The sequence below is a fragment of the Thermanaerothrix solaris genome (genome assembly GCF_032334255.1).
GTDB classification, from domain to species: Bacteria; Chloroflexota; Anaerolineae; order Anaerolineales; family Anaerolineaceae; genus Thermanaerothrix; species Thermanaerothrix solaris.
The window spans coordinates 1,318,790-1,345,350 of sequence record NZ_JAUHMF010000001.1; the positions used below are offsets into that span (position 1 = coordinate 1,318,790).

At 55.5% G+C, this 26,561-nt stretch carries 27 protein-coding genes; 7 read left to right on the plus strand and 20 right to left on the minus strand.

Annotated features, from left to right (window positions below):
* Position 1: 1 nt before the first annotated feature.
* From QYE77_RS06125 to QYE77_RS06170, 10 genes are all read right to left on the minus strand, one after another.
* Positions 2 to 1,924, minus strand: coding sequence for a c-type cytochrome (locus tag QYE77_RS06125; RefSeq protein WP_315624492.1), 1,923 nt, complete (start codon positions 1,922 to 1,924; stop codon positions 2 to 4).
* Positions 1,925 to 2,461 carry a zinc ribbon domain-containing protein gene (locus QYE77_RS06130; RefSeq protein ID WP_315624493.1) on the minus strand — a complete coding sequence of 179 codons (537 nt, stop codon included), beginning with the start codon at positions 2,459 to 2,461 and terminating at the stop codon, positions 1,925 to 1,927.
* A 13-nt stretch (positions 2,462 to 2,474) separates the two neighbouring features.
* Positions 2,475 to 3,038 carry a TlpA family protein disulfide reductase gene (locus tag QYE77_RS06135; protein ID WP_315624494.1) on the minus strand — a complete coding sequence of 188 codons (564 nt, stop codon included), beginning with the start codon at positions 3,036 to 3,038 and terminating at the stop codon, positions 2,475 to 2,477.
* Positions 3,039 to 3,062: 24 nt separating this feature from the next.
* Entirely contained in the window at positions 3,063 to 3,593 is a 531-nt protein-coding gene (locus QYE77_RS06140) for a cytochrome c-type biogenesis protein (protein ID WP_315624495.1), read from the minus strand.
* Positions 3,590 to 5,647 (minus strand): heme lyase CcmF/NrfE family subunit, encoded by a 2,058-nt coding sequence (locus QYE77_RS06145; RefSeq protein ID WP_315624496.1) that lies wholly within the window; start codon positions 5,645 to 5,647, stop codon positions 3,590 to 3,592. The genes QYE77_RS06140 and QYE77_RS06145 overlap by 4 nt, the downstream gene beginning before the upstream one ends.
* An 89-nt stretch (positions 5,648 to 5,736) precedes the next feature.
* Positions 5,737 to 6,252 carry a cytochrome c maturation protein CcmE gene (locus QYE77_RS06150; RefSeq protein ID WP_315624497.1) on the minus strand — a complete coding sequence of 172 codons (516 nt, stop codon included), beginning with the start codon at positions 6,250 to 6,252 and terminating at the stop codon, positions 5,737 to 5,739.
* A gap of 227 nt (positions 6,253 to 6,479) precedes the next feature.
* Positions 6,480 to 7,190, minus strand: coding sequence for a 5'-methylthioadenosine/S-adenosylhomocysteine nucleosidase family protein (locus tag QYE77_RS06155; protein ID WP_315624498.1), 711 nt, complete (start codon positions 7,188 to 7,190; stop codon positions 6,480 to 6,482).
* Positions 7,187 to 8,431: an MGDG synthase family glycosyltransferase gene (locus tag QYE77_RS06160; protein WP_315624499.1), complete on the minus strand. Its 1,245-nt coding sequence runs from the start codon at positions 8,429 to 8,431 to the stop codon at positions 7,187 to 7,189. Before QYE77_RS06160 ends, QYE77_RS06155 begins: the two co-directional genes overlap by 4 nt.
* Positions 8,432 to 8,444: 13 nt before the next feature.
* The gene (locus tag QYE77_RS06165) at positions 8,445 to 8,681 is read right to left on the minus strand and encodes a hypothetical protein (protein ID WP_315624500.1); all 237 of its coding nucleotides are present in this window, start codon (positions 8,679 to 8,681) and stop codon (positions 8,445 to 8,447) included.
* Entirely contained in the window at positions 8,662 to 9,177 is a 516-nt protein-coding gene (locus QYE77_RS06170; protein ID WP_315624501.1) for a CinA family protein, read from the minus strand. Before QYE77_RS06170 ends, QYE77_RS06165 begins: the two co-directional genes overlap by 20 nt.
* A gap of 89 nt (positions 9,178 to 9,266) precedes the next feature.
* Between QYE77_RS06170 and QYE77_RS06175 the strand changes: the two genes are divergently transcribed.
* Positions 9,267 to 10,598 (plus strand): glycoside hydrolase family 1 protein, encoded by a 1,332-nt coding sequence (locus QYE77_RS06175; protein ID WP_315624502.1) that lies wholly within the window; start codon positions 9,267 to 9,269, stop codon positions 10,596 to 10,598.
* On the opposite strand, the gene QYE77_RS06180 is transcribed toward QYE77_RS06175, so the two are convergent.
* From QYE77_RS06180 to QYE77_RS06215, 8 genes are read right to left on the minus strand one after another with little or no spacing between them, the layout of a single operon-like run.
* Positions 10,584 to 11,669 (minus strand): [LysW]-lysine hydrolase, encoded by a 1,086-nt coding sequence (locus QYE77_RS06180; RefSeq protein ID WP_315624503.1) that lies wholly within the window; start codon positions 11,667 to 11,669, stop codon positions 10,584 to 10,586. The genes QYE77_RS06175 and QYE77_RS06180 overlap by 15 nt on opposite strands.
* The gene (locus QYE77_RS06185; RefSeq protein WP_315624504.1) at positions 11,659 to 12,870 is read right to left on the minus strand and encodes an aspartate aminotransferase family protein; all 1,212 of its coding nucleotides are present in this window, start codon (positions 12,868 to 12,870) and stop codon (positions 11,659 to 11,661) included. The genes QYE77_RS06180 and QYE77_RS06185 overlap by 11 nt, the downstream gene beginning before the upstream one ends.
* A gap of 24 nt (positions 12,871 to 12,894) precedes the next feature.
* Complete coding sequence (locus tag QYE77_RS06190; protein ID WP_315624505.1) at positions 12,895 to 13,725, minus strand: [LysW]-aminoadipate kinase; 831 nt, start codon at positions 13,723 to 13,725, stop codon at positions 12,895 to 12,897.
* A 24-nt stretch (positions 13,726 to 13,749) separates the two neighbouring features.
* Positions 13,750 to 14,784, minus strand: a complete 1,035-nt coding sequence (gene argC / locus QYE77_RS06195; RefSeq protein WP_315624506.1) for an N-acetyl-gamma-glutamyl-phosphate reductase — start codon at positions 14,782 to 14,784, stop codon at positions 13,750 to 13,752.
* Positions 14,781 to 15,647 carry a lysine biosynthesis protein LysX gene (gene lysX / locus QYE77_RS06200; RefSeq protein WP_399389910.1) on the minus strand — a complete coding sequence of 289 codons (867 nt, stop codon included), beginning with the start codon at positions 15,645 to 15,647 and terminating at the stop codon, positions 14,781 to 14,783. The genes argC and lysX overlap by 4 nt, the downstream gene beginning before the upstream one ends.
* A gap of 45 nt (positions 15,648 to 15,692) precedes the next feature.
* Complete coding sequence (gene lysW, locus QYE77_RS06205; protein WP_315624508.1) at positions 15,693 to 15,863, minus strand: lysine biosynthesis protein LysW; 171 nt, start codon at positions 15,861 to 15,863, stop codon at positions 15,693 to 15,695.
* Between the two features lie 22 nt (positions 15,864 to 15,885).
* Positions 15,886 to 17,343 carry an argininosuccinate lyase gene (argH, locus tag QYE77_RS06210; protein ID WP_315624509.1) on the minus strand — a complete coding sequence of 486 codons (1,458 nt, stop codon included), beginning with the start codon at positions 17,341 to 17,343 and terminating at the stop codon, positions 15,886 to 15,888.
* Positions 17,344 to 17,368: 25 nt separating this feature from the next.
* A complete protein-coding gene (locus QYE77_RS06215) occupies positions 17,369 to 18,628 on the minus strand; it encodes an argininosuccinate synthase (RefSeq protein ID WP_315624510.1) in 1,260 nt (419 codons plus the stop codon).
* A 473-nt stretch (positions 18,629 to 19,101) separates the two neighbouring features.
* On the opposite strand from QYE77_RS06215, the gene lysS reads away from it, so the two are divergent.
* From lysS to QYE77_RS06230, 3 genes are read left to right on the plus strand one after another with little or no spacing between them, the layout of a single operon-like run.
* Positions 19,102 to 20,274, plus strand: a complete 1,173-nt coding sequence (lysS, locus tag QYE77_RS06220) for a homocitrate synthase (protein WP_315624511.1) — start codon at positions 19,102 to 19,104, stop codon at positions 20,272 to 20,274.
* Positions 20,271 to 21,506, plus strand: a complete 1,236-nt coding sequence (locus QYE77_RS06225; RefSeq protein ID WP_315624512.1) for a 3-isopropylmalate dehydratase large subunit — start codon at positions 20,271 to 20,273, stop codon at positions 21,504 to 21,506. Before lysS ends, QYE77_RS06225 begins: the two co-directional genes overlap by 4 nt.
* A 27-nt stretch (positions 21,507 to 21,533) precedes the next feature.
* Positions 21,534 to 22,025 (plus strand): 3-isopropylmalate dehydratase small subunit, encoded by a 492-nt coding sequence (locus QYE77_RS06230; RefSeq protein WP_315624513.1) that lies wholly within the window; start codon positions 21,534 to 21,536, stop codon positions 22,023 to 22,025.
* A 61-nt stretch (positions 22,026 to 22,086) separates the two neighbouring features.
* Here QYE77_RS06230 and QYE77_RS06235 read toward each other — a convergent pair whose 3' ends face one another.
* Positions 22,087 to 22,494: a thioesterase family protein gene (locus QYE77_RS06235; RefSeq protein WP_315624514.1), complete on the minus strand. Its 408-nt coding sequence runs from the start codon at positions 22,492 to 22,494 to the stop codon at positions 22,087 to 22,089.
* 199 nt (positions 22,495 to 22,693) lie between these two features.
* Between QYE77_RS06235 and QYE77_RS06240 the strand changes: the two genes are divergently transcribed.
* From QYE77_RS06240 to QYE77_RS06250, 3 genes are all read left to right on the plus strand, one after another.
* A complete protein-coding gene (locus tag QYE77_RS06240) occupies positions 22,694 to 23,758 on the plus strand; it encodes a multicopper oxidase family protein (protein WP_315624515.1) in 1,065 nt (354 codons plus the stop codon).
* A 108-nt stretch (positions 23,759 to 23,866) separates the two neighbouring features.
* The gene (locus QYE77_RS06245; protein ID WP_315624916.1) at positions 23,867 to 24,181 is read left to right on the plus strand and encodes a FixH family protein; all 315 of its coding nucleotides are present in this window, start codon (positions 23,867 to 23,869) and stop codon (positions 24,179 to 24,181) included.
* Positions 24,182 to 24,383: 202 nt separating this feature from the next.
* A complete protein-coding gene (locus QYE77_RS06250) occupies positions 24,384 to 25,121 on the plus strand; it encodes a hypothetical protein (protein WP_315624516.1) in 738 nt (245 codons plus the stop codon).
* Positions 25,122 to 25,157: 36 nt separating this feature from the next.
* On the opposite strand, the gene QYE77_RS06255 is transcribed toward QYE77_RS06250, so the two are convergent.
* Positions 25,158 to 26,555, minus strand: coding sequence for a sensor histidine kinase (locus QYE77_RS06255; protein WP_315624517.1), 1,398 nt, complete (start codon positions 26,553 to 26,555; stop codon positions 25,158 to 25,160).
* Positions 26,556 to 26,561: the final 6 nt, after the last annotated feature.

The window sequence follows — 26,561 nt, forward strand, 5'->3', positions numbered from 1 at the left end:
TTCACCCTTCACGCGATTTCAAAGCGCGTAAGCGTGCTTTCAATTCCTCACGGCGTGTACGATACGCCTCTTCCGGCAGTTCACCAGCCCGGTAAAGATCATCCAGGGCGATAATCGCATCCAGAATAGCCGTTGCATCATCGGTTTCTACCTCAACCGGCTCTGGCTGCCGCGTAAGACGCGTCTGGCGCCAATACCACCATCCCAAACCCACGGCTACCAGGATGAACACTGTCAGTCCCAGGATCAGACCACTGCCTGTGGTTAAGTTTAGGCGCCAGGGAAAAGTTTGCCGCAACCCCAGAGTGAGGTTCAATGTACTTCCGGCTTCCAAGGCCGAGGCGGTGTAGACTTGGAGGGTCATTCCCTGCACCTGACGCGTGCCCATCGCCTGTAACCGTGGCCCGCTCAGCGTAACCCCCTCCTGGGGTGCCATGACCACCACCGCCTCAACTGACATCGGCACGGGAATCGCCAGCGAAACTTGACGGGTTAATGGCAACTCATAGGCAAATAATAGTTGATTGTTCATCCCCGGGTAAACCGGTTCGGTATCCCCGAAGCCGTTTGAGGTCTCTACATAACGTTCACCTAGCAAGCCATCCTGAAATTGCAAGTTTTCCGCACCCGTCGGCAATGCAACGGTGAAAACGGGATCACCGGGTTGTGCAGCCACCAACACCCGGTCCCCGGCGTTGGTATAGAGCAGAAGTTCAACCACCTGCAAACGTTCCTGATTCAAAATATCCAGAAATACATGCATCCGTTCGGCCTGCAACACCGTGGGATCGGTCGTCGTCTCATACACCGCAACGGAGAGATCAATGGGTTGGTCAGGCGCGGCCAAATCCTGATCTTGGACATGGTAGGCTTGGGATTCAAAAGAGAGCCCTTGATACTTCACCGTTGCCAGTAAAATGCGGCTCGGCTGAACCTCTACATCGGTAAAAATGAAGCGACCCTCTGAATCGGTGCGGGTGGAACGTTCAAAGACTGTGCTCATGCCATCAAAGGCCAGCAGATGCACCTCGACATCCGATAAAGGCGTTCCCAAAGTTGCGTTATTGACCTGACCTTTAACCGTGAGGAGTGCCACGGAGGATGGCGGGGTGGTCAATGGGGTAGGGATCACCACACTTTCGGGCGTTCCAGATACGGTGGGGGTATCGGCTTTAGTAGGCGCGGGGGCTACGGAATCCGAGGCAAATGAGAGGTAACGCACGTACTCTGCCGCCGCCCATATATCGGCTTCACTCAAGGTTTCGCCAAAGGCGGGCATGCCCGTTGTCGTGCCATTCTGAATCCTTGCAAACATGTCGCGTAGGGAATACCCTGCCAAAATTCCTGGTTCACTGCGCCAATCTGATATCTTCGTACTCAATGCTACAGCCTGAGGGCCATTCCCTCTTCCCTCAGGACCGTGGCAGGATTGACAATTCTGAGCATAAACCTCTGCCCCACGTTTTAATGAGGAGGAGGAGAGACTCAATGAGAGCACATAAGCCACGACATCCCACCGCTGTCGTTCGCTCAGTGAGCGAAAACCGGGCATGTAGCGTTCAATGTTGCCTTCAGTGACCATTCTAAACCAAGCCACTGGATTAGCCTCACGAGCCCGCTTAGGATCGGCCAGAGCAGGCACGGGAACAGGCAGCTGGGCTGCCTGAGGACCATCGCCCATCCCTTGCTCGCCATGGCAAGGGGCGCACTTTTCTCGATAGATCGTTTCCCCCTGACGCGGGTCTGGTGGAACAAGCGGAAGCGCTTCGCCAGTCGGGGTGGGTTGAGCAGCAAGGAACGATTGAGCATCTGGAGGAGGGGTGACATCCGCTGCCAGCGAGCACCCGGCCAGGATTAGAGCTAGCCATCCCCCAACAAGGACACCCAAAACTACCTGAGTGCGGTGATTCTTCGATGCGCTCATTCACCCCCCCTTCAACGCCATACCACACTTCGGGCAAAACCGGTCTTCTTGCCGCACCGGCTGACCGCAGTGCGGGCAAAAGCCAGCCACTTTCCCCTGCCGTTCACGACGGCGTTCGGCGATCAGACGTTCAATCTCGTCCATTTCTTCGGGTAAGGCCTCGCCTTTACGTTGCGCGCGGCGGGCCGCCAGTGCCGCTTCTAACTGCTCCTCGGCAACGCTCTCGTCACGTTTAACCTCAAATTCATCCAACTGGCGTAAGACCTGAACGGCTGCCTGACGCAAAGCGTCGCGTTGGGCGGGATAATCTTCCTCGGGAATTTTACCCAGCGCATAATCAAATTCCAATTCAAGCAAAGCATTGATCAGCCGATCTCGTTCGGCCAGCAGACTGGAACGTACATGCTCACGGGTATCCGCAACGGTCTGAGCCGCCACCGAGACTCGTCGTAAACGCGGATCAAACAGAGGTTGGCTAAGGTAAAAACCAACCAGTAGTGCTAAAGCCAGGATGAGAAATAAAGCGCCTAATTCCATAAAGGGTAACTCCTTACGGGGCTTGCGCCAGTAATCGGTCAATAACCCCGGTCATTTCATTGAAAGATGTGGGCCCTTTTTTCACAAAAGCCAGTCGGCCTGCGCGGTCAATAATATAGGTCTCAGGTACGCCTTGAATCCGAAACATTTGGGAAATTTTAGTGCGCAGATCCGGGCCGTTGGGATAGGTTAGGCCAAATTTTTCAATGAAGGCCCGTGCTTCGGGCTCGGTATCCACGTAGTCCACGCCTAAAAACAGCACCTCTCTCCCTTCGCGATAGTGCTGCCAGGCCCGTTCCAGATCTGTCGCTTCCTGTTCGCAGGGCTTGCACCACGAGGCCCAAAAGTTAACCACAATCACCTTTCCCTGCCAATCCGTCGTGCGGATAACCTCACCCTCAAAGGTGGTTAACTCAAAGGCGGGGACTTTTTGACCAATGGCGATCGGGCCAGCATAAGCGCGGCGTAAACCCTGGCCGATTAGAAATAAAAAGGCCAACAGCAAGAGGAAAGAACCTACAATAATCACCGGAGATAAAGGTCGTGAACCCGTTGCAGGTTTGGATTCGGTGTTCATCGCGTTTCTCCCTAACGATATAAATCAGTCGCCCCGCTCGCGCCGACGCAACTCTTCTTCAAGTTGCTGCACATAAGGATCATCTCCAGAGGGGGCAGCCTGGATCGCCGCACCGGGTGACATGGCAATCTCTTTCGGTCGGCGCATATTCCGAAAAACGTTCACGAGAATTAGCACACCCACGAGGAAAGAGAGAGGAGGTAGCACATATACCAACCAGTGCAAACCACGGCGTGGGGGTTCACCCAGTACGCGATCCCCATATTGAGCCACAAAGTAATCCTTAATCTGCTGCTCCGTCCACCCTTCCGCCAGTTTCTGGCGAATGAGTTCCCGCCACTGCGCACACGCCTGGGTGGGGCAAACGTCCAAAGGGACGTTCTCGCACACCGGGCAATACATGGTCTTAGCAATCGCATTGACCTCATCATCCGAAGGGGTGGGCTGTTGGGCTGAAGCCCACCCTGCCACAATCCCGACGAGCACAAGACTTAAAACGATCCCCAACACTACCGTCAATGGAGAGGGAAACACGCGCAAAACCTTACCGCTCATGGTTTCACCCTTTGGGTCACCAACGTCTGGGACGCCCGGGCGCGCGCCGGCACTCCTTCACGATCCGGCCAGGCCGCCACCAGGGTCCCTAAAATAAAGACCAAGCCACCCAGCCAAAGCCAGTTAACCAGCGGATTATGATAAACCTTGAACGTAATCCCTTGAGCCGAAGATTGCCAATCCACCAGGATGACATAAAAGTCATCTTCCATGGTACTGCGCACCCCTGGAATGGTCATGGTCTGTTGAGAGTCGTAGAAAAAGTCGCGCCGTGGGTGCAATTCACCCACAAAGCGATCGCCTTTGAACACCGAGACCACCGCACGGGCGACATTGCGACCATCCTGGGTATCGAAGACATCCAGGCGTTGAAAGAGCATCGTGTAGTCGCCCAAACGGATCGAACCGCCGGGCTGCACGGTGCCCTGGGTCTCGGTCTGGAAAAGTTCAATCCCGATGATTCCCAACGCCATCAAAACCACACCCAGGTGAATGATGTAACCACCGTAACGGCGGCGGTTACGCCCGGCCAAATTCCACAGTGCTAGCAGGTAGTTTTCACCAGTACGGCGATGCCGCGCCACCACCGCGCGATAATATTCGTAGAGAGTGACCAGGGTAACCAGCGCCACCAGCCAGAAAGCCAACAAAGCACTCCAGGCGCGAACACCGCTCAACCACAACCCTATCACCACCAATACTGAGGCTACCAGCGGTTTCCACAAAGCCCGCCCCAGCGTTTTTACCGTGGAATGCCCCCAGGCCGAGAGGGGCGCAATGCCCATCAAAAGTAAGAGAGCGGCAAAAAGTGGCCCAGTTGAGCGCTCATAATAGGACGGTCCAACGGTAACTTTCTGCCCGGTGACAATCTCCGAGATCAGGGGGTAGATCACCCCCCAGAAACACACCACCAGGATCCCCATAAACAGCAGGTTATTGAGCAGAAAAAGCGCTTCACGAGAGAGCAGTGAGGTCATCACACCCTCAGAGCGCAAATCGTTCCACCGATAAAGCAACAGTCCCATGGATGCCGCAAACGTAAGTGCAATAAAACCAAAGAAGAGCGGGCCGATCGCACTTTGAGCAAAGGCGTGAACGGACGAAAGTACGCCTGATCGGGTCAAGAAGGTACCAAAAATAACTAACGCGTAAGTCAAGATGACCAATATCATGTTCCAGCGCTTGAAAAGGCCACGCTTTTCCTGGATCATGACCGAGTGCAAAAAGGCCGTCCCGCTCAACCAGGGCATAAAAGCGGCAATCTCTACCGGGTCCCAGCCCCAATAACCGCCCCAGCCCAGGACATCATATGCCCAGCGGCTACCCAGGATAAGGCCTAATGAAAGGAACAACCAGGCTACCAGCGTCCAGCGGCGGGTGATGCGGATCCAGCGATCATCGGTGCGCCCGGTGATCAACGCCGCCACACCAAAGGCATAAGGAATGACAAACGATACAAAACCCAAATAGAGCATAGGGGGATGCAAAATCATCCCCGGATGACGTAAAAGCGGGTTGAGCCCACGACCATCCATCGGCACCAGTGGGATGGCTCCCCGTGGGGCAAACATCGCTACCGCCTGACGCCCGTCGGGCATTTGCCAGAAGCGGACAAAAGGATTTTCAACAAAGATGACCAGCCCCAGGAAAAATGCCAGCGTCACCAGGGTTACAACAATGACCCAGGGCAGAAATTCACGATCTCTTTCCCACTTGCGCAAGGTCACAGCGGAGGCAAAAGCCGCCATCAACCAGGACCAAAAAACCAAGGAACCAGCCTGCCCACCCCACAACGCAGTGATCTTGAGGTAAAGGGGCATGAAGTTACTGGTAACGTTGTACACGTACTGCACTTCATAATGGCCACTCACCAACAAACTGACCAGACACACCACCGATAACGTGATGAGTGGCCAGGTGAGCAGCATGGCGCGACGCCCGCTTTCCAACCATGGTTCCATATGGCGACGTGCCCCATAAACGGCCGCCACAATGCCATAAATCGCCACAATGAACGCAACAATGAGCGCACCAAAGCCAACCTCAGCAATCATAGGTTCTCCTCTCTACTCCCAGCCGGTAAACACTAGCGGATGGCTTTTATTTATAAAATGAGCCCATCCGCTAGGGTAAATAAGGGGGATCAATTGCCGGCCTGCTCCGGCAGGGCTTCTTCATATTTGGTCGGGCATTTGAGCAATAACTCCTCAGCGTAAAACACACCATCCTCACCCAGACGGCCGGTTACAATCGCCTGGGCTTCGTGACGCAGCAAGTCGGGCTTCACCCCGTGATATACCACCTTTATCCGCGCTCGCGTGGGATCGGAAACCGCAGCGTGAAGAACGGCGGCTAAGCCACCCTGCGCCTCAATCTCTTTATTATCACCAGGGACATGGGCAATCTCAAAACTTAACTGCAATGATTGCGGGTCATACTGAATAGTATCCCCAAGCACCGCCCCCGAGATGCGCACTTCGCGGCCTCTCACCTCCCCAGCCCTGGCATTGAGTTCATCTACCGTGAGAAAATATTGCGCACTGGCCTGGGTGGACGAAACAATGAGATAAATGATTGCCGCCACAATCAATAGACCACCGATTAAGAATTTTGCCCGATTTCCGCTTCGCACGGGAGTTCCAACAGCCGACTGATCCATCTGACCTCCTATGGGTAAACCGATATTCTTGTCTAGCCCAGGGTATCCGGCCTAATTATGCCATGGCAAGATTAATTTACGGTGAGAACCCTAGATTGAACTCGCATCGAAGCAATTTTACTTTATCGCTCTTATTTGCCCAGTATATCATTGACCTCAAACCCAGACTATAGACAACCCGCACCAAAATATAGTGAAAATTGTCACGATATAACAGAGGTCTAAGATCAGAGCGGCTTTGACATTTGCGCCTTCAGCCCTAGAGAAAGCCATGCCGGGAGTGCCGACAGCAACGTGCGCATTACGGTCTCTGCACCATGTTGAAACACGGAAAGAGCCGCGTAGGCCTCGCCGCGCGTCTCATCTACCAAATCGCTGACACCCCGCAAGATGAGGCAAGGGCAATGATTACGCGCCGCCACCCAGGCAATGGCACCACTTTCCCAGTCCACCGCTACGGCCTGAAAACGCTCTCGCAATGTCGGCACTTCCCCAGGATCCAGGTCATGGTCAGCAGAGAGAAGGCGCACCCGACGCACCGGTACCGGCAGTGCGTCTCCTATCCAAGAAAGATCTAAACAAGTGGTGTAGAAATCCAGCGCTTCTTGCGGATCACCCATCCGCTCGCAGATATCGTAAACCACCGTCTGTTCCACCAAGAGGATTTCCCCTTTTTGCACCTGCCCGGCAATCCCGCCACATGTGCCCAGGTTAATCAGCAAACGGGGTCGCCACCGATCAAGTGCGTACTGGGCCGACGCCGCTGCCGCAATCTTTCCCCAACCCCCATGCATCAAGACCACCTTCAAACCTTCCATCGTGGTCTCACCGAACTCACCAAAGGGGGTCTTCTTAATTTCTAAAGTCGTATAGACGTCCCTTACCACCTCCCATTCCGCTTGGGCCGAAATGATGACCACGGCATCCGCCCGGTTCATTCCGCCTCCTCCACCTCCGTGACCTCGTTCCAATGAACCTGATTGCGCCGCAACAGATCAAGCAATGATCGTCGTCCTGCTAACCGGTTTCCCGCCTTGCGCACCGGCCCAGTTTGCGCCGCCTCCCATACCAGCTCAGCCACGTTATACGCCGCCCAGGGTCGTCCCAGGCGCCTGGCATTTTCGGCACGTTGACGCAATAAAGCGCGGTCATGGTGCAGAAGATGGGCTAAGACTTCCAGAAATTGAAGGGGTTGTTCAGCCCAATCCCCCGCCCCATTCTGCACCACATACTGCATGTTTCCGGTCTCCTGACCGGGGATGACGTCAATTAATACCATGGGCAGACCGCTGGCCAGGGCTTCGGTGACAGTTAAGCCACCGGCCTTGGAGATTAACAAATCGGCTGCATGCATGAAAGTGGGCATCTCGGTTGTGTATAGGTATAGAAACGCCGGCACGTGCCATTCAACCTGCTGCAATTCGGTGTAGAGTTCCTCGTCCTTCCCCGCAACAACGACCACCTGCAGGGGTGCGCCAAAGTGATTCAGCACGTGGAGTACATCTGTAAGCCCAGCAACGCGCCGACTACCCACCGCCATCACTGTAAATAAGTCAGGCTGCCAGCCCAACTCATGGCGGATCTCGGCTTTGGGACGCGTTTCCTGGGCAAAGCGGGGATGAACCGGGATACCGGTAAGGCGCACTTTTTGCGGCGATAAACCGTATTCCAACGCCAGATCATAAACCGCCTGTGTAGGCACCAAGCAGTAATCTACACGATCATGAAACCACAAACGATGCACGGTTACGAGATCCGTGATCACCGTCAAAAGAGGGATAAAACGCCGTGAGATCGTAAAAACCGCCGTTAGCGGCGCTTGATAAAGGGGGTAGGTGGTCAGAATTGCGTCCGGACGATAGTCATGCACCACATCCCACAGCACCTCGAAGAGCATTACCGTCAATGCCCCTTCGACAACCGCACTGGGTAACATGGCATCCGAGACCTCAAAACCCAGGCGATAGAGTTCGGGGGCTTTGCGCACCAGAATATCATAATCGGCCTGACTCTCACGCAACACAAACGGGACACGCTTATCCTCTAACGGGTTCAGGATATGCACCTCACATTGATCCCCATAACGTTCCTGGATGGCAGCAGCAACTGCATTGGCCGCGCTGCGATGACCAAAACCCGCATCAGCGGTCAGAATCAAGATCCGTTTGGATTCGCCCACGGGATCTCCTCCTTTAAGCCGGTTGTATCGGCTCGGTAAGATGCCTTAAATACCACGCCGCTTCAGCCGTGTTATGCCATAATTCGCAGGCCCTACCTCCAAGGTGAATCAGGTAATGTTCGCCGTCCCAATCCACCCACGCCCGACCCCACTCGGTAATGGGATAGACCTGCCCCTGTTGAACAACCATCCATGGGAGTTGACGTTCGCCTTGCGTCCGTAAAATCACCTCAACCCGTCGGTAAGCCATGCCCCTCCAAATAAGCCAATACCAGGCGCAGGGCTTGCTCCGCTGAGGCATGTTTGTTCTGCAGCCGTTGACCACTCCACTGATACGAGCATGCCCCATCTCCATCTGGGGTGCTCAAAGCAATCCAAGTAAATCCAACCGGTTTCTCCGCGGTGCCACCGCCAGGACCGGCAATGCCACTGATGGCCACACCGATCAAGCGCGCCATGTTTTCACCAGGCGGGCAAAGACGTTCGCGCACACCACGTGCCATTTCAAGGACTGTCTCGCGGCTCACCGCGCCAAACTGCGCCAATGTCTCAGCCCGTACACCCAGCAAAGCCTGCTTGACCGAATCGGCATAGGCAACCACCCCGCCCAGGAAATAGTCCGACGATCCGGGCACATTCGTAATAAGGTGGCCCAATAAACCACCCGTGCATGATTCGGCGGTTACCAGGTATAAACCGCGCTGGCGTAGCAGGCGTCCAACTGTAGCACTGAGGCTATCTTCCATGATCATGGGTATTATAAACGAAGCCTGCCCATCTGCGGTCAGGATATAATAATCTCAGTTGACAACCCTGATACCGGGAGAAACCTGTCATGCCACCAAGCGCAACCTACTACTTCCCCACCGGATTTCTTTGGGGCACCGCCACTTCCTCCCATCAAGTGGAAGGAAACAACACCAACAACAACTGGTACCAATGGGAGAATGAACCTGGACGCATCCTCCATGGCCATCGTTCTGGACTAGCCTGTGATTGGTGGGGTGGGCGCTGGCGTGAGGATTTCGACCGCGCGGCAGAAACCGGGCAAAATGCCCACCGCCTTTCCATCGAGTGGAGCCGAATTCAACCCACTCCGGAGCGCTGGGATGAAGATGCGCTTGACTACTATCGTGAGATGATCCGCGGGCTTTACCAGCGCAATATGACTCCACTGGTCACCCTTCACCATTTCACCGATCCCATCTGGTTATATGAACAAGGGGGCTGGGAAAATGAAGAAGCTCCGCATTACTTCGAACGCTACGTAGCGAAAGTTGTCGAAGCGCTGAAAGATTACGTTTCGTTGTGGGTCACCATCAACGAACCAAACGTTTATGTTTATGGCGGTTATCTGGGCGGCGGTTTTCCGCCCGGCAAAAACGACCTGCGCACAGCATTTCAGGTGCTGGTCAATCTGGTCAAAGGTCACGCCGCGGCGTATCAAGCCATTCATCGCATTCAAAAGACAGCGCGGGTGGGCATCGCCCTGAATTATCGCAGTTTTCGCCCCGCGCGCCCATGGTTTCCCCTCGACACCTGGATAGCCAATTTCCTCCACCAGGGCTTTAACGCCGCCTTCCCCGAAGCCATCACCCACGGCAGACTGCGCTTTGCCACCTTTCGCGCCGAGATTCCGGCCGCGGTGAAGACCCAGGACTTCTTTGGCCTCAATTATTATTCACGTGACCTGATCTCATTCAACCCCTTCTCCAAGACCGGTTTCTTCTACACCGCTCGATACCCCCAAGAGGCGGAATTAAGCGATACCGGCTTCCTGGCTAACGTCCCAGAGGGCATCTATGAGGGATTGGCCTGGGCAAAGCGCTATGGATTACCTATTATCATTACCGAAAACGGGGTCGAAGATGCCGATGACGATCTGCGCCCCCGCTATTTGATCCAGCACCTTCACCAGGTCTGGCGCGCCGTTAATTTCAACTGGCAAATCAAGGGGTATTTTCACTGGTCGCTGGTGGATAACTTCGAATGGGAACGCGGCTGGACGCAGCGCTTCGGCCTGTGGGGGCTGGAGGTTGAAACCCAGCGCCGCATTCGCCGCCCCAGTGTGGATTTATATGCCGAGATTTGCAAAACGAACAGCCTCTCCGCCGAGATGGTTCAGCGCTTTGCACCCGAAATCTATGCGAAGTTATTCCCGGAGTGACAAATGGGATGAAGCAAGACCTCGCAAAGCGTCGGCAAGAACATCTACGGCCTTAAGATATTCCTCAACCAGGATGTGTTCCTGCGGCGTGTGATCGAGGCTGGAGTCTCCCGGCCCATATGCCAGGGTTGGACAACCCCACGCAGGCGCCGCCAGATTCATGTCTGAGGTGCCCGATTTGAGTGTAAATGAGGGCTTGCCTCCCCGCGCGCGAATGGCGGCTAAGAATGCCCGCACCAGGGGGGTGTTTTTCTCTGCTCGATAAGCGGGAATAAAATCCTCAATCACATAAGTTGCACCATCGGCGACTTCTTTTAACATCTTATCCAGAGTTGGCCGCTCCAACTCCGGTGGAAGGCGTAAACCAACCTGCACACGTGCCCATTCCTCAAAACCATCTGAACCCGATTCCATCCGCCGCAAGGTAGCCAATAGTTGATCAAAAGCGCCCTCCCGGCCTTGGTTAAAGGCCAGCACCCGCTGCTTCAGGCGCGCCCAAATGTCCACTGCGGCTTCGCAAGCACTTTCGACTGGCGCCGCGGTATGGGCAAGGGTACGCCGTGCCGTGATCTGAACCCAGGCACTGCCCTTGTAACCCAAGGTCAGACGCTCCCAGCCGCTTGGCTCACCGATGATGAGTAGATGAGGCCGATAGCGGGGGAGCAAATAGCGCGCACCGCGCGAATCGCCTTCTTCACCGACGGCACCGATCACTATCCACTGTATCCCTGGCATCTCGCCTACGCGGGCTACGGCATCCACAAAAGCCGCCAATGGTCCCTTGGCATCCACCGCGCCGCGGCCATAAAGGCGACCGTCTTCCAGGCGGATCGGAATCTCACCCGGGACGGTATCAATGTGCCCTAATAACATCACTTGGTACCCGCCTTCGCCGATCCAACCCACTACGTTGCCGATTTCATCCACGGTGGCGGTGCTGAACCCAAGGGTGCGCATGCGCTCGACCAGCCAAGACACCGCTTCAGATTCCGCACCGGTTGGGCTGTAACGTTCCAACAGCCCCACCAGCGTGTCCAGGCCAGGCTCACGCCAAGAAAGATCAGCGGCCATTCTCCCCTGCCTCCTCAGCGGCGACCGGTTCCAGCGCCAGTACTTCTTCCAACGTCTCGGCAACGCGGTCCAGTTGGGCTTCGCGAATGACCAGAGGGGGCAAAAAACGGATCACATTTAATCCGGCGGAAAGCGCCAGAACGCCGCGTTCCTGCATCAGTGCCAGAAATGGGGCGACCTTCTGTTTCAATTCTACGCCGATCATCAACCCCAAGCCGCGGATTTCGCGAATGAGGGGAGATCGGATTTGGCGTAAGCGTTCCATAAAATAAGCCCCTTTGCGCGCTGCTTGGGCTGGCAGATCCTCGCGTTGCAGGATGCGTAGCGCCGCCCGCGCTGCCGCGCAGGCCAGCGGGTTGCCGCCAAAGGTCGAGCCGTGTAACCCGGGGCTAAGCGCCCGCACCCGTTCCCCCATCAGTACAGCACCCATCGGCAACCCACCGGCTAAAGACTTGGCCACACAAAGCAAATCGGGTTGCAAATCATAGTGCTGATAGGCAAACATACGCCCGGTACGACCAAAGCCGGTTTGCACTTCATCAATGATGAGCAAAGCACCACGCTCACGGCAGAGGGCCTGAACACCTCGTAAATATTCTGGGTCACCAGGATAAACCCCACCTTCGCCCTGCACCACTTCCAGGATCACAGCGGCCGTTTCCTCACTGATAGCCGCCTGCAGCGCCTCAAGGTTGTTGTAGGGGACATGGATAAAACCGGGCACCAACGGTTCAAAGGGTTCACGGTACTTCTTATTCCAAGTCGCCGAAAGCGCACCCATCGTCCGCCCGTGAAATCCGCGCATGGTCGCGATGATCTGCTTGCGACCGGTGCTATAGCGGCTGAATTTAATTGCAGCCTCCACAGATTCGGTGCCCGAGTTGCAGAAGAACACCCGATCCAACCCCGGTGTAAGCGCTGTCAGTTCCTCCATCAGGGCTGCGCGCTGATCGTTATAAAAGGTCTCCGGACAGGTGATCAAGCGCTGGGCTTGCTCGGCAATGGCACGCGCAATTTCGATCCGCCCGTGCCCCAGATTGGCCACCCCCTGCCCGCTGGTGCAGTCAATATAATTCCGTCCCTGCTCGTCCCATAACCACGCGCCCTCACCCCGCACCAGGGTAATGGGTTGTTTGTTATAAAGACCCGAGGTATGGCGGGCCTCAATGGCTTGGGTCGTGCTGATAGTCAATGTGCTCATCGCTTTCTCCTTCAAGGTGCTTATTTAGGGGGTAATCCAGGTGCCTCCACCTTGCAAAGCCTTTAATAACGGTTGGTTATACCGCCCGTCGGCAATAATCACGCGCCCCACCCCACCACGCAATGCCTCTTGGGCGCCCAGAACTTTTTTCTTCATCCGCCCCTCCGCATATCCTAAGGCCCGTTCCATCTCGGCCAGGGTCAAACGAGGGATTAGGGACGACTCATCCGGAAATGCGCGCAACAACCCCGGCGCCCCTGTCAACAGCACCAGCGTCGCCGCCTGCAAAGCCGCGGCGATCATCGCCGCAGCGCGGTCGGCATCCACATTCAACGCCTCACCCTGCGGGCTGAGTGCCAAGGGGGCTACAACCGGTACATACCCCTCTGTGAGCAAAAGGCGCAGCAGGGCAACGTTAACCGTTTCTATGGTGCCAGTGTAATCATCGCGCAAGATTTTTTGCCGCCCGTTCTCAATAATCCGAATCGCTTCCTTGCGGCGTGCGACCAACAATCGCCCATCTAACCCGCTCAGCCCCAGGGCATTGATCCCGAGTGCCTGCAACTGCTCGACCAACAACGTGTTCACCCGCCCGTTGACGGCGGCGGCAAAGATCTCCAGCGTTTTGCGGTCGGTGTAACGCGAGGTAAACCCAGAGGGCGACGTGACAAAACGCGGTGGATGCCCCAGTGCCTCACCCAGGGCATTCGCCTCTGCCGATCCGCCATGCACCAGGACCATCCGCCAGCCCTCGCGCTGCAACGTCACCACATCCTGGCAAATGGCTGCAAAATCAACCCCTTCGGTACCCCCAAGTTTAACCACCAGGGTTTGCAGATGCCCATTGCTATCCACGTCTTCAACCTCCTTTGGCAAACATTAAATCGGATGCAAACCCGGGAAGGTTAACCCCATGGTTTCATCCCAACCCAGCATTAGATTCATGCACTGCACCGCCGAACCCGCAGCGCCTTTCATCAGGTTATCCAGAGCACAAATCGAAACCACATGCCCGGTGCGTTCATCCAGTTCAAAACCCAGGTCAGCGTAGTTCGAGCCGGCCAGGATTTTGGGCTCCGGCACCCGATAAATGCCGCGTTGCTCTTTGACCAGGCGTAAAAATGGATTTTCATTAACCACCGCACGGTAAGCCCGCCATAAATCGCGCTGAGTAACCCCAGGCTTGACTTGCGCGTGTGCCGTGGCCAATGCGCCGCGCACCAAATCCACAGCCGTCATCGTCAGCACCACGTTATTCAGCCCCATCTCCTGAATCACCTCTGCGGTATGGCGGTGTCCAAAGGGCGAAAAGGTGCGAATGACCCCACTGCGCTCCGGGTGATGACTACCCACATTACCCTCGGCACCGCTTTCTGAGGATCCGACCTTGATCTCAACGACCACCGGGCAGGAAGAATCCAACAAATCCGCCTGCACCAAGGGCCATAACGCCAAGTTAGCGGCAGTAGCATTACAACCTACCCCGCTGGCATAACGGGCGCTCCGCAGTTCATCGCGATGAAGTTCCGGCAACCCATAGACAAAACGCCCCAGCCAGTGCGGCGCTGCATGAGGTGCGCCATACCAGAGTTCATAATCTTCCGCGCGCTTGAGGCGAAAATCGGCGGAAAGGTCAATGATATAGGTCGCCAAATCGGCTAACCGGTCAATCTGATGCTGGGCTTCCCCATGCGGCAGGGCAAGGAAGAGCACATCTACGCTTTCCAGTTGAGCCGGGTCACTGAATTTGAGCGTGGTGCGCTTGCGCAGGTTGGGATGCACTTGATAGACGTATTCGCCCAGGTGACGGCGCGAGGTTACCTGCACCACCTCAACCTCAGGGTGATCCAGGAGTAACCGCAACACCTCACCGCCAGCGTAACCGGAGGCACCAACAATGGCAGCACGGATCATATCGGCACCCCTGTGTGCTGGCGAGCCACAGCCAGGACGTAGTCCACGATCATGCCCGGAATATCCACGCCGGTCGTGGGCACGGTGGTGTGAAACTCCATGGTGTGATTAATTTCGTTAACCAGCAATCCGCGCTCGGGATGTTCCAGGATATCAATGGCAAGCACACCACCACCAACCGCCGCTGCAGCACGGCCGCAGAGATCTTCCAATTCCGAGGTAATCGGGCACACCTCACCCTGTCCACCGCGGGCAGTGTTGGTAATCCAGTGCTCGGATTTACGGTAAATCGCCGCTACGGTGCGATCACCCAGGACAAACGCACGGATGTCTCGTCCCGGTTTCTCGATATATTCTTGGATATAGAAAATCTGGTGTTGATAGGAACCCAGCACCTCTTTATGTTCCAGGATGGCCTCAGCGGCATCCCGATCATTGATCTTTGAAAGCAGGCGTCCCCATGAACCGACCACGGGTTTGAGCACCACTGGATACCCCAACTGCTCAATCGCTTCCAAGGCTGCCTCTGCCGTGAAGGCAACCACCGTGCGTGGTTGTGGGATGCCAGCACGCGTCAGGGCAGCCGTCGTGGCCAGTTTATCACCGCATACCTCAGCCACGGCGGCCGTATTTACGGTTGGAATGCCCCAGGCGTTGAGCACGCGCAGGGCATATAACCCACGTGCGTAACTGATGCTGCGTTCCAAGATGGCATCGTACTGCAGCCATGGGCCGGGGTTATCCAGGTCAAAGTGGACGAAACGATCATCCAAGCGTTCATAATCCACACCGCGCTGTTCTAAGGCGGCGAAAATCCACTTTTCCTCCACCCGTAGACGCGAATAAAGTACACCAATCCGCAAACGATGGTTCATCGGTACACCTCTTAACCACCAGGATAATGGGGTTCATTCACCCCAATCTTCGGCTTCCATCGGCGCCAGATCCAGGGTGAACGGCTCCAGCGCAGTCACCTCCAAATCCACACCACAATCCGGGCAAACTAGGATCTCGCCTAATTGCACATCCTCATTGACTTCAATCACGGCTTCGCATTCAGGACAATGTGTGGACATCATCGTTTACCTCCTGTTTGAAAATTTATAACCCTATTGATGTTTCAGAAGTGCGGATTGACCGCACATTCTCACGCAAAATGGGCACACGTCGCTGGTTTAAGACCACTCGAGCGGCTTGTAATTGGGCTTCCACCGCCTGAGGGCCGCTGCCGCCGCTCAGATTGCGACGGGCCAAACTTTGGACGGGGTCGAGTATCGCCAGCGCGCTTCGGGTCAACAGAGGATGGATGGCCTGGAGGGCCTGCTCACTCAAGTCAGTGATGGGGCGACCCAATGCCAGCGCCTCTCGCACCACTCGTCCCACTACCGCATGGGCTTCACGGAAAGGCAGCCCCTGCTTCACCAGATAGTCGGCTAAATCTGTTGCCATGAGTTCGTCAGTCACGGCTGCCTGCATGTGCTCGGCATTGACATTTATCGCTCGCAATGCGGCTGCCAATACCGGCAACACAGCCAACAGGGTATCCATCGCTGCAAACACCTGGCCCTTATCTTCCTGCAGGTCTTTGTTATAGGCCAGCGGCAGCCCTTTTAACACCGTCATGAGAGCCGTCAGATGCCCCAGCAAGATCCCCGCCTTCGCCCGGGTGAGTTCAAAAAGGTCCGGATTCTTCTTCTGCGGCATCAGGCTAGAACCGGTGGCAAATCTATCGGGCAACTCCAAGAAGGCGAATTCCTGGCTGGAAAAGAGCACAACCATTTCAGCCAACTGACTGAGATGCACTCCCAACATGGCGGCAACAAAAAGGAACTCCGCTGCAAAATCCCGATCTGCCACGGCATCGAGGCTGTTCTGGCTGACGGCGAGGAAGCCAAGACGCTGGGCCAGTTTCTCACGGTCAATCGGGAAGCCCGCACCGGCCAACGCCCCCGCCCCCATCGGCATCACTGCCACCCGTGGGTAGAGATCACCCAGGCGCTGCCGATCTCGCTCCAACATCCAAAAGAAAGACAGCCACCAGTGGGCAAGCAGAACCGGTTGGGCGCGCTGTAGGTGGGTATAACCTGGCAGGTAGATGTCGCCGCTAGCCTCCGCCTGGGTCAGTAGAGCCATTTGCACCTGGATAAGGTTTTCTTCCAGATGCGGTAACTGCCCCAGCAGCCAGAGGCGAAAATCGGTTGCTACCAGATCATTACGACTGCGCCCGGTGGCAATCTTGCCCCCCAGCGGGCCCACCAACTCGCGCAGGCGCCGTTCAACCGCAGTGTGAATGTCTTCATCACTGGCTCGGAAGACAAACGTCCCGGTTTGAAACTCGTGGGCAATCGTTCCCAGACCAGCCACAATGGCATCGCGCTCTGCCGCGCTCAACACCCCTGCTTCATGCAGTGCTTCTGCCCAGGCTTGGTTGACCCGCACGTCTTCCAGTGCCAGGCGACGATCCACATCCAGTGAGGCATTTAACGCCCAGGCCGCCGCATCCATCGGTTGTTCAAAACGCCCCACCCATAGCGGTGCAGAAGCAGAGGAGTCTTCCATCGGTCCAAGACCTCCTATCAACGTCTTAATCCCGTTTGAAGCGGCTGTAATCCGGCCTGGGCATTTCCAATCCGGAGACCGGCAAGCCGTTTAACGCACGCACTTTGAGTGGTAGACCAAACAAGTTGATGAACCCTTTGGCATCCGACTGGTTATACACATCATCCTGCCCAAAGGTGGCAAAATCCTCGCGGTAGAGGCTGAAGGGACTGGTGCGGCCAGCGACGATAATGTTGCCCTTATAGAGTTTGAGGCGCACCGTGCCTGTTACCGGGCCCTGGGTGCTATCCACAAAGGCATCCAAGGCTTCGCGTAAGGGGGAGAACCACATCCCACTGTAAACCAGTTCGGCGTATTTGAGCGCCACCAAGTCCTTAAAGTGCAGTGTATCCCGATCCAAAACCAGGGATTCCAGTTCGCGATGGGCTGCCATTAAGATCGTGCCGCCAGGGGTTTCATAAACCCCGCGTGATTTCATACCCACCAGGCGGCTTTCCACCAAATCCACCCGCCCAATGCCATGATGTCCGCCCACTGCGTTGAGGTGATGGATGATCTGCGCCGGCGACATACTGACGCCATTCACCGCCACCGGCGTGCCGGATTCAAACGAAATCTCGATGTATTCTGGCTCGTCCGGCGCGCTTTCGGGTGAGGTAGAAATGAGATACATTCCCTCTTCCGGCTCATTCCAGGGGTCTTCCAGTGGGCCGCCCTCATGAGAAAGGTGCCACAGGTTGCGGTCGCGGCTATAGATGGATTTTTCCGTCGCCGTCACTGGGATATTGCGCTCGCGGGCATAACGAATGGCATCTTGGCGCGAGCGGATCTCCCATTCACGCCAGGGCGCAATCACCTTCAAGCGCGGATCTAACGCCATGTAGGTTAGTTCAAACCGTACCTGATCATTGCCTTTACCGGTAGCACCGTGTGCTACGGCATCTGCCCCCACCTCGTGCGCCACATCCACCTGGTGTTTAGCAATCAGCGGGCGCGCAATCGAAGTGCCCAGCAAATACTTACGCTCATAAATCGCCCCAGCCCGCAACAAACGGAACAGGTAGTCGCGCGCAAATTCTTCTTTGAGATCACGGATGATCAAACGGCTGGCCCCGCTACGCAATGCCTTTTCCTCTAAACCTTCTAACTCCTCACCCTGACCAATGTCCGCCGTAAAGCAGACCACCTCACAGCCATAATTCTCACGCAGCCAGGGCACAATCACTGAGGTATCCAATCCCCCTGAATAGGCCAGCACGACTCGATTAACTTGCGCTTTTACCATCACGTCCTCCTGAGATATATAAAATAAGGCCCCTCCTTAGCGGGAAGGAGGGGTCTCTTTCTTTCGGGCTGGTGTTAGGATTCAACGACTACGTTTAACCAAACAACAAAACCCCGCCTTCCCGCGCGGAGGTGGGCTTTGGACGACGGGAACGTGGCAGGGTGAAGAACGTCTGGCTAAACATTGGGCATAAATTTACTACGCAGTGATACGACTGTCAAGGGCCTTTTTGGATTTTTTAAGGTTAAATTCTTGACAAAATTGGCGCTATTCCCTATAATCGCGCCCAATCATGAATACCACAATTCCCATCATAATCTCCGAATTGAAGAAGAGCAAGAAGATCCAACGGACGCCCCACCGGTAGTCTGGCGGGTTCTGCTTGCTCAATCTCTTTTAGGCTCAGAAAACCACCTCACCAGACACCGGTGAGGTGGTTTTTTTATATCCTTTTCAACCCGAGGAGGTCGGCCATGAGTTTAGAACATTTCTTTATTATTGATTCAACGCTTCGCGAAGGCGAGCAATTTGTCAATGCCTTTTTCACCCCAGAGCAAAAGGTCGAAATTGCGCAATTGCTCGACGCGTTTGGGGTCGAATACATCGAGGTAACGACCCCGCTCGCCTCGCCTCAAAGCGAAAAAGACTGCCAGATGCTCGCCCGCCTGGGGCTAAAGGCCAAGGTACTCACCCATGTCCGTTGCAACCTCGAAGATGCCAAGCGCGCCGTGGATACCGGGGTTCAAGGGGTGGATCTGGTCATCGGTACCTCCTCCAAGTTGCGTCAGTTCAGCCATCATCTCACGATTGACGAGATTATCGAGCGCGCTCAAGAGGTGCTGGCTTTCTTAAGCACGCAGGGCGTAGAAATGCGCTTTAGCACTGAGGACAGCCTGCGCAGTGACCCTGCCGATCTCTTCCGCATTTACGAGGCCGTAGATCAGATGGGCGTGCATCGGGTTGGCATCGCCGACACGATTGGCATCGGCACGCCCCATCAGATTTATGCCTTAGTCTCAGCCTTGCGCCAGCGCATTCGGGCCGACATCGAATTTCACGGGCACAACGATACCGGGTGCGCCATTGCCAACGCCTATGCTGCCCTGGAAGCCGGTGCGACCCATGTGGATACCAGCGTGCTGGGCATTGGCGAACGCAACGGCATCACCCCCCTAGGGGGGTTGATCGCCCGCCTCTACGGCACCAGCCCGCATTTAGTTGCCAAATACAACCTACCTCTGCTGGTTCATCTAGATCGGCGGGTAGCCGAGATCGTTGGCGTGGATATTCCTTTCAACAACTACATCACCGGGTTTGCCGCATTTACGCATAAAGCCGGCATTCACGCTAAAGCCGTGCTCAACGATCCCAGCACCTACGAAGTCCTGCGCCCGGAGGATTTTGGTCTCACCCGTTACATCCACGTTGCCCACCGCCTGACCGGGTGGAACGCCATCCGTCACCGCGCCGAGCAACTCGGGGTTAGCCTGAGCGATGAGCAAATTCGCGAGATCACCCGCCAAATCAAAGCCCTGGCTGATGTGCAGGCCCTGACCCTGGATGAAGTGGATCGTATGTTGTGGCAGGCCCATTACCACAACCTGGAATCGAACCCTACCTTACTCACCCCTGGAGGTGTTGCATGAGCCCAACCCTGAGCGAAAAAATTCTCTCTCATGCCGCCGGACACCCCGTCCAAGCAGGTGATTTCGTCGTCATCCGTCCAGACGTGGTGATGTCCCATGATTCGCTGACCCCCTCTATCCTCAAAATCTTTCACGAACAGTTGGGCGCCACCCGCGTGGCCGACCCCCAACAACTGGTCTTTACCATGGATCACGTGGTGCCTGCCGCAACCGTAAGCATCGCCAATGATCAGAATCGGGTGCGTCGCTTTGCCGCTGAACAAGGCATTCGCCTCTTTGAAGTTGGACGCGGAATCTGCCACCAAGTTCTGGTAGAGGAACGTATTGCCACACCTGGAAAGGTGGTCATCGGATCGGACTCCCATTCCACGGCATACGGCGCCGTGGGTGCTTTTGGTTGTGGCATGGGTTCAACCGATATCGCCCTAGCCTGGGCTACCGGCCAAACCTGGCTGCGGGTGCCCGAGACCCTGCGTGTGATCTTGCAGGGGCGCTTCCGCCCATGGGTGGAAGCCAAAGACCTGGCGTTGCGCCTTTGCCGCGAGATCGGATTGGATGGTGCCAACTATATGGCGGTGGAGTATCATGGCGCCCCCTGGATGAGCCTCGCCGAACGCCAGACCTTGGCCAGCATGGCGGTAGAGGTGGGTGCAAAAGCCGGGTTGTTCCCCCCCGATCCCAGCCTGGGCGCTGATTTCCCTATCCCAGAATGGCTCACCGTGGATGAGGATGCCCATTATGCCCGCACCATCACCCTCAACCTGGAAAATTTACCACCGCAGATTGCATTACCCCATACGGTAGAAAACGTCGTGGATCTCAACGAGATCAACGGCCAGCGCATCAGCGTGATCTTTTTAGGCACGTGCACCAATGGACGATACGAAGATTTGGCTACCGCAGCACGGATCTTACGCGGGCGGCGCGTGGCACCCGGGGTGCGGTTCATCGTTACTCCGGCCTCACAGCAAGTCCTGACTCGTGCCGCGGCTGATGGCAGCCTCCAAACGCTGATTGAGGCTGGCGCCGTATTAACCACGCCCGGTTGCGGTCCCTGCATGGGGCGTCATCATGGCGTCTTGGGTGAGGACGATATCTGCCTCTCTACCGGAAACCGCAATTTCCGCGGGCGGATGGGGTCGCCGGAAGCGCGCATCTTTCTAGCCTCTCCCGCTGTCGCGGCAGCGTCTGCGATCACCGGTTACATCACCGACCCCGCCACCTTAGACTGAACCATTTTGCTCATACGGAGGAATCCCATGACTCGCATTTGGAAATTCGGTGATAACGTGGATACGGACCAAATCGTTCCCGGACGATATGCCCCTTATATGCGGCCCAACGCCGATTTGGCTACAGCCGCGTTTATAGAGGCACGCCCCGAGTTCGCCGCTCACGCCCAGGTCGGTGATATTATTGTTGCCGGACGTAACTTCGGCTGTGGCTCTTCACGGGAATACGCCGCGGAAGCGCTCAAAAGACGCGGGATTGCCGCCATCATTGCAGTCTCTTTTGCCCGCATCTTCTTCCGTAACGCTATTAACCTGGGTTTGCCCCTTTTCGAAGCGCCCGACATTGTTGCCTCTGTGCAGGATGGTGACTCCGCGACGCTCGACCCTCTCACTTGGCAACTGCGAGTGGGCACAACCCTGTGGCAACTTCCCCCGCCCCCGCCATTTTTCCGTCAAATCCTGGAAGCCGGGGGAATTGTGGCCTACGTCCAGCGCTACCAACGCTTTCCTCAAGGCTAAAACCCCCTATCTCCGTCAGGGCAGGCACCGCAATAATGTCATCGGGCCTGCCCTGATCCTTTTATTTTTTATTTTTTAAGGCTTCCTTCTGCGCTAGACGCTCTTCAAAGCGAGCGCGGTCAATAATGAATCGCTCATGTTCCCCTTCGGCAACCTTCTCAACTTCGTCCCAAGCCTCCACACGGAAGCGCAGGCGCCGCCCTTCCACAGCAATCAACTCAGCCCAAAAGCGCACCTGCATCCCCAGGGGCGTGGCGGCTAGGTGGCGCACATTGACCCATGTCCCCACACTGGTCTGCCCCTCCCCCAAGTGCGGGAGGATCGTATGATGCGCGGTATGTTCCAAATAGGCGATCAGGCGCGGTGTGCTCAACACCACCGGCAGTGTATTATCCCCCAACGCACGCGTTGAATCGCTCTCTTGTACCGTGATAGTCAATTCGTTGCTCAATCCAGGTTGTAAACTCATTGTCATCCAGACTCCCTAACTAGGTTTGCTCCCCGATTTTAACCTAACTTTGCAGTGCTTTATGTTGGGGCACGGCAAAATTTTCCCCTCTAACACTAGGCCATAAGGCTCCCATGCAATTAAGCCAAATTGCCTATATTCAGATAATGTATATCCAAATATACTATAAAAAATTTGACCTTTGAGGAGACCAACATCCATGCTTCGGATCGGCGTATTGATAGCCTCCATATTTGGGATGATATTTATCAATGCATGTACCACATCCCCATCTTCACCCCAACCTACCAAGCCCATCCTCACCCCCTTAGAGGTTACCCCTACCCCAGGGGAAATGACCCCGCTCAGCGACCTCCATGGAATGCAGCCCATTGGGGACAATAACGTCCCTCTAGCATCTCAAACGATTGGGGGGCAACCGCTATCCTACCGTCTCGAAAATGGGGTCAAGGTGTTTGAACTCACTGCCCAGATGGTGCGGTGGCCAATTTTAGATGACGTACTGGTCACCGCTATGACCTACAATGGAACCATCCCCGGCTCAATGATCAAGGTAACTGAGGGCGAGCGGGTAAAAATAATCTTCACCAACCGGTTGGAAGAACCCACAACGATTCACTGGCACGGTGTTGAAGTGCCTAATGCTATGGACGGCGTACCCGGTGTAACCCAAGCACCCATTCTACCTGGTGAGACCTTTATCTACGAATTTGTAGCCAAACCCGCTGGAACTTTCATCTATCACTCTCACTACGAAAGCGATCGCCAGGTTAGTGCGGGCCTTTATGGCCCCTTTATCATCGAACCACGTGCCCCTCAACGCCCCGAACCAGATGTGGATGTCACTCTGATGCTCTCAGAATGGTTGGTCCGGGATGGGGTCACCTATCCTGCTATGCCCATGAGCGGCATGGAACCTAATTATTTCACCATTAACGGAAAGGCTTACCCTGCCACCGAAACCCTCCACATCAAAGTTGGACAGACCGTGCGCCTCCGCCTAATCGGTATCGGGCAGTTCATCCACCCCATGCATTTACACGGTTTTCCTTTCAAGGTGATAGCCATTGATGGACACCCCGTGCCTGAGACCGCCCAGCAAACCATGGATACCCTTAGCATCGCCCCGGGTCAGCGCTTCGATATCGAATTCACCCCTACCGAACCCGGCCAATGGATGTTTCACTGCCACATTTTGCACCACACTACCAACGATAATGTAGACCCTGGGGGACTTATGATGATCATTGATGTGGCTCCTTAAACCAAACCCTGAGGTGAATTCCCAATGTCTGCTCTTAAGTATTTTCTCTTACTCGTTTCTACACTCACAGTAATTGCCTGCTCGCCAACCTCATCTTCCGCTCCCTCGATGCCAACGCCTACGCCGGCCCTTATTTTGTCTCTCTCCACCTCCCCTTCTCCCCCTAAGATGGGAGAGGTGGAAATCATCCTAGCCCTTCAAGATGCCCAAGGCCAAGCCCTCGAAGGGGCTGAAATCACGGTGACTGCCGAGCATACCGGCATGAGCGGCATGGAGATGCAAGGGAATGCAGTCGAACAAGGACAAGGGCGCTATGCCATTCGGGCCAATTTCAGCATGAGTGGGAATTGGTCAGTAAAAGTTCAGGTCAGGAAAGGGGAATTGTCCTACCAGCAAGATTTTGCCCTTAGCGTTGGGCCCTAACCCATTTGCTTATCCAGAAAAGCGTTATCTCCCTTTAGTTCCCTGCTTCTTTAATCACCACGCTATCACCTATGCCCCCACAATTGGGGGCATCCTTTTTTCGTTCGCCACCTATGGCGCTTGACAATATAGAACATATTTTCTATAATCGAGACAACTCTGTTATTTACGATTACGGCCAAAAGGAAAAAAGGAGAACCTCATGGATACTCAATCTCTTTCCCCCAGTCGGTGGTTTTCAAACCTGCTCGCGCGCTTGCGCCTGCGCCCGGGTTTTGTCTTCGGTATCATCATCCTCACCGCACTGCTGGCCTTTGAGATCTTTAACTACAGCACTACCGATTACGCCCTGCGCGATCTCTTAGGTGGCCTTTCCTTCGCCGGCATCCAATGGTCTACTATTCTAGCCCTCGCCTTTTGTGGCATTGATTTTGCCGGAATTGCCCGCCTCTTTACCCCCGAGCAGGGGGCCTATGAGCCAAAAGAAGTCTGGTATCTCTTCGGGGCATGGTTGTTGGCCGCCACGTTCAACGCTCTGCTAACCTGGTGGGGCGTCTCCATGGCCATCGTCTCCCATACCCCGGCCAGCACTTCCGTCATTGATCGAGACGTACTGATCACGGTTGTACCCATCTTCGTTGCCATAATGGTATGGGTGATTCGCATCCTCATCATCGGGACGCTTTCAGTCGCCGGTGAACGTCTCTTCTCCACTGGAGATCAACCCATGCTGCGCACCCCCCTGCGCCGCTCACGCCCCGTTGCGAGTACCAACCCTACCGTTGCTCCCTCATCCTTCGCCCCGCGTCCCACACCGGCTGCCAACCTGACGTCACGGCCCACCCCTACCATCAACCCCTCGCGCCCTGAGCCCACCTACCATAGCCTGAACGCCCGCCCTGCCCGTAACAGTGAAGATCATCCGCGTACCCTCCTATAACCCCCTACTTCTCCTCCTGGCGCGAGCCCGATACCTTCAAGGTGAATCGGGCTCGACGCCATCTTGGGCCAGCCCCTCAGCAGGTAAATGAACAATGAACGTGGTCCCTTGGCCCAGGCGGGATTGTACCTCGATCCACCCCCCATGACTCTGCACAATGCGTTGCGCAATCGCCAGACCCAACCCATAGCCAAAAGGCGCATTTTCGCCATTCTGACTCCGCCCGCGATAAAAGCGTTCAAAGATATGGGGTAAATCTTCCTCGGGGATGCCCGGGCCGCTGTCGCTTACGCTAATCTGAATATCACTGCCCACACGCCGCAGTCCTAGCCGCACTTCACTCCCGGCCGGCGTATATTTGATGGCATTGCCCACCAAATTGATCAAGACTTGCTTAAGGCGGTCTTTGTCACCAACAAAAGTAATGGGTTCAATCTCTGCAATATCCAGTGAACGTCCGTTTTTTAGCAGGTGCTGCATCTGCTGGTAAACTTCAAGCAACAGGTTATCAAGCGCCACGGGTTGGCGGTCAAGGGTTAGAGAACCAGCTTCAGCCTGGGCCATCAGCAATAGATCACCCACCAGACGCGTCAGACGATCTACTTCTTGTTCAAGAGTTTGCACCGATTCGGGTTCCACCGTCCCGGTCAAACGCATCAACCCAAGTTCACCCTTAATGACCGTTAGGGGAGTGCGCAGTTCATGGCTTACATCGGCCAGGAAGCGCCGTTGGGCATGGAAGAGATTTTCCAGGCGTTCCAAGGTTGTGTTAAAAGCCGTGATCAGTTGCCGAAACTCCACATCGGTTTCTTGCGCTGCCAGGGGTATGCGTCGCGAGAGGTCATCCGCCCGCGTGATTTGTAACGCCGCCTCGGTTACCACCTGCAGCGGAGCCAATATATAGCCGGTGCCCAACCAAGTCCCCACACCCACAATAATCACGGCTAGAACGAACATGGTCACCAACAGCGTCGCCAGCGTGCGTTGGGCGACCAGCAACAAGTCTAAACTTAACGCTACCTGAAGCACCCCCACCGGGCCGCGGTTACTCCGCAGGGGTACCGAGAGCACGCGTAAATGAATCTCATTACTCGAGACAGAGCGATAAACCGGGCGACCATAACCCAACCCCACCGGATCTAGGGGTCGCATTAAGGCAGAAGGACGAGAGATTTGCAGTTGTCCTTCGGCATCCCAAACTTGAAAAAATAAGTTCTCCAGGGGTTGAAAACCGATTACCGTGCGCTGATCAAACTGATTCGCCACATTGACGCGTAAACGGCTGATGAGTTGGGTTGCTGCTCGCGCCAGCCGCGCATCCACCTCCCCGAGCAGTGTCTGACCAACCAACACATAGACCAATCCCCCAATAATGAGCAAGACACCCCCTAAAAGTGAGGTGTAGAGAAGGGTGAGCCGAAACCGCAGGGACATTTATTA

Coding starts and splice junctions, on each gene's coding strand:
- QYE77_RS06225 (WP_315624512.1), top strand. CDS start 20,271: ATGAGCCCAACCCTGAGCGAAAAAATTCTCTCTCATGCCGCCGGACAC.
- lysS (WP_315624511.1), top strand. CDS start 19,102: ATGAGTTTAGAACATTTCTTTATTATTGATTCAACGCTTCGCGAAGGC.
- QYE77_RS06185 (WP_315624504.1), bottom strand. CDS start 12,870: ATGAGCACATTGACTATCAGCACGACCCAAGCCATTGAGGCCCGCCAT.
- QYE77_RS06180 (WP_315624503.1), bottom strand. CDS start 11,669: ATGGCCGCTGATCTTTCTTGGCGTGAGCCTGGCCTGGACACGCTGGTG.
- QYE77_RS06150 (WP_315624497.1), bottom strand. CDS start 6,252: ATGGATCAGTCGGCTGTTGGAACTCCCGTGCGAAGCGGAAATCGGGCA.
- QYE77_RS06130 (WP_315624493.1), bottom strand. CDS start 2,461: ATGGAATTAGGCGCTTTATTTCTCATCCTGGCTTTAGCACTACTGGTT.
- QYE77_RS06140 (WP_315624495.1), bottom strand. CDS start 3,593: ATGAGCGGTAAGGTTTTGCGCGTGTTTCCCTCTCCATTGACGGTAGTG.
- QYE77_RS06255 (WP_315624517.1), bottom strand. CDS start 26,555: ATGTCCCTGCGGTTTCGGCTCACCCTTCTCTACACCTCACTTTTAGGG.
- QYE77_RS06235 (WP_315624514.1), bottom strand. CDS start 22,494: ATGAGTTTACAACCTGGATTGAGCAACGAATTGACTATCACGGTACAA.
- QYE77_RS06250 (WP_315624516.1), top strand. CDS start 24,384: ATGGATACTCAATCTCTTTCCCCCAGTCGGTGGTTTTCAAACCTGCTC.
- QYE77_RS06175 (WP_315624502.1), top strand. CDS start 9,267: ATGCCACCAAGCGCAACCTACTACTTCCCCACCGGATTTCTTTGGGGC.
- QYE77_RS06230 (WP_315624513.1), top strand. CDS start 21,534: ATGACTCGCATTTGGAAATTCGGTGATAACGTGGATACGGACCAAATC.
- QYE77_RS06125 (WP_315624492.1), bottom strand. CDS start 1,924: ATGAGCGCATCGAAGAATCACCGCACTCAGGTAGTTTTGGGTGTCCTT.
- QYE77_RS06155 (WP_315624498.1), bottom strand. CDS start 7,190: ATGAACCGGGCGGATGCCGTGGTCATCATTTCGGCCCAAGCGGAATGG.
- QYE77_RS06170 (WP_315624501.1), bottom strand. CDS start 9,177: ATGGAAGATAGCCTCAGTGCTACAGTTGGACGCCTGCTACGCCAGCGC.
- QYE77_RS06145 (WP_315624496.1), bottom strand. CDS start 5,647: ATGATTGCTGAGGTTGGCTTTGGTGCGCTCATTGTTGCGTTCATTGTG.
- QYE77_RS06240 (WP_315624515.1), top strand. CDS start 22,694: ATGCTTCGGATCGGCGTATTGATAGCCTCCATATTTGGGATGATATTT.
- QYE77_RS06215 (WP_315624510.1), bottom strand. CDS start 18,628: ATGGTAAAAGCGCAAGTTAATCGAGTCGTGCTGGCCTATTCAGGGGGA.
- QYE77_RS06165 (WP_315624500.1), bottom strand. CDS start 8,681: ATGGCTTACCGACGGGTTGAGGTGATTTTACGGACGCAAGGCGAACGT.
- lysW (WP_315624508.1), bottom strand. CDS start 15,863: ATGATGTCCACACATTGTCCTGAATGCGAAGCCGTGATTGAAGTCAAT.
- QYE77_RS06135 (WP_315624494.1), bottom strand. CDS start 3,038: ATGAACACCGAATCCAAACCTGCAACGGGTTCACGACCTTTATCTCCG.
- argH (WP_315624509.1), bottom strand. CDS start 17,343: ATGGAAGACTCCTCTGCTTCTGCACCGCTATGGGTGGGGCGTTTTGAA.
- QYE77_RS06245 (WP_315624916.1), top strand. CDS start 23,867: ATGCCAACGCCTACGCCGGCCCTTATTTTGTCTCTCTCCACCTCCCCT.
- argC (WP_315624506.1), bottom strand. CDS start 14,784: ATGATCCGTGCTGCCATTGTTGGTGCCTCCGGTTACGCTGGCGGTGAG.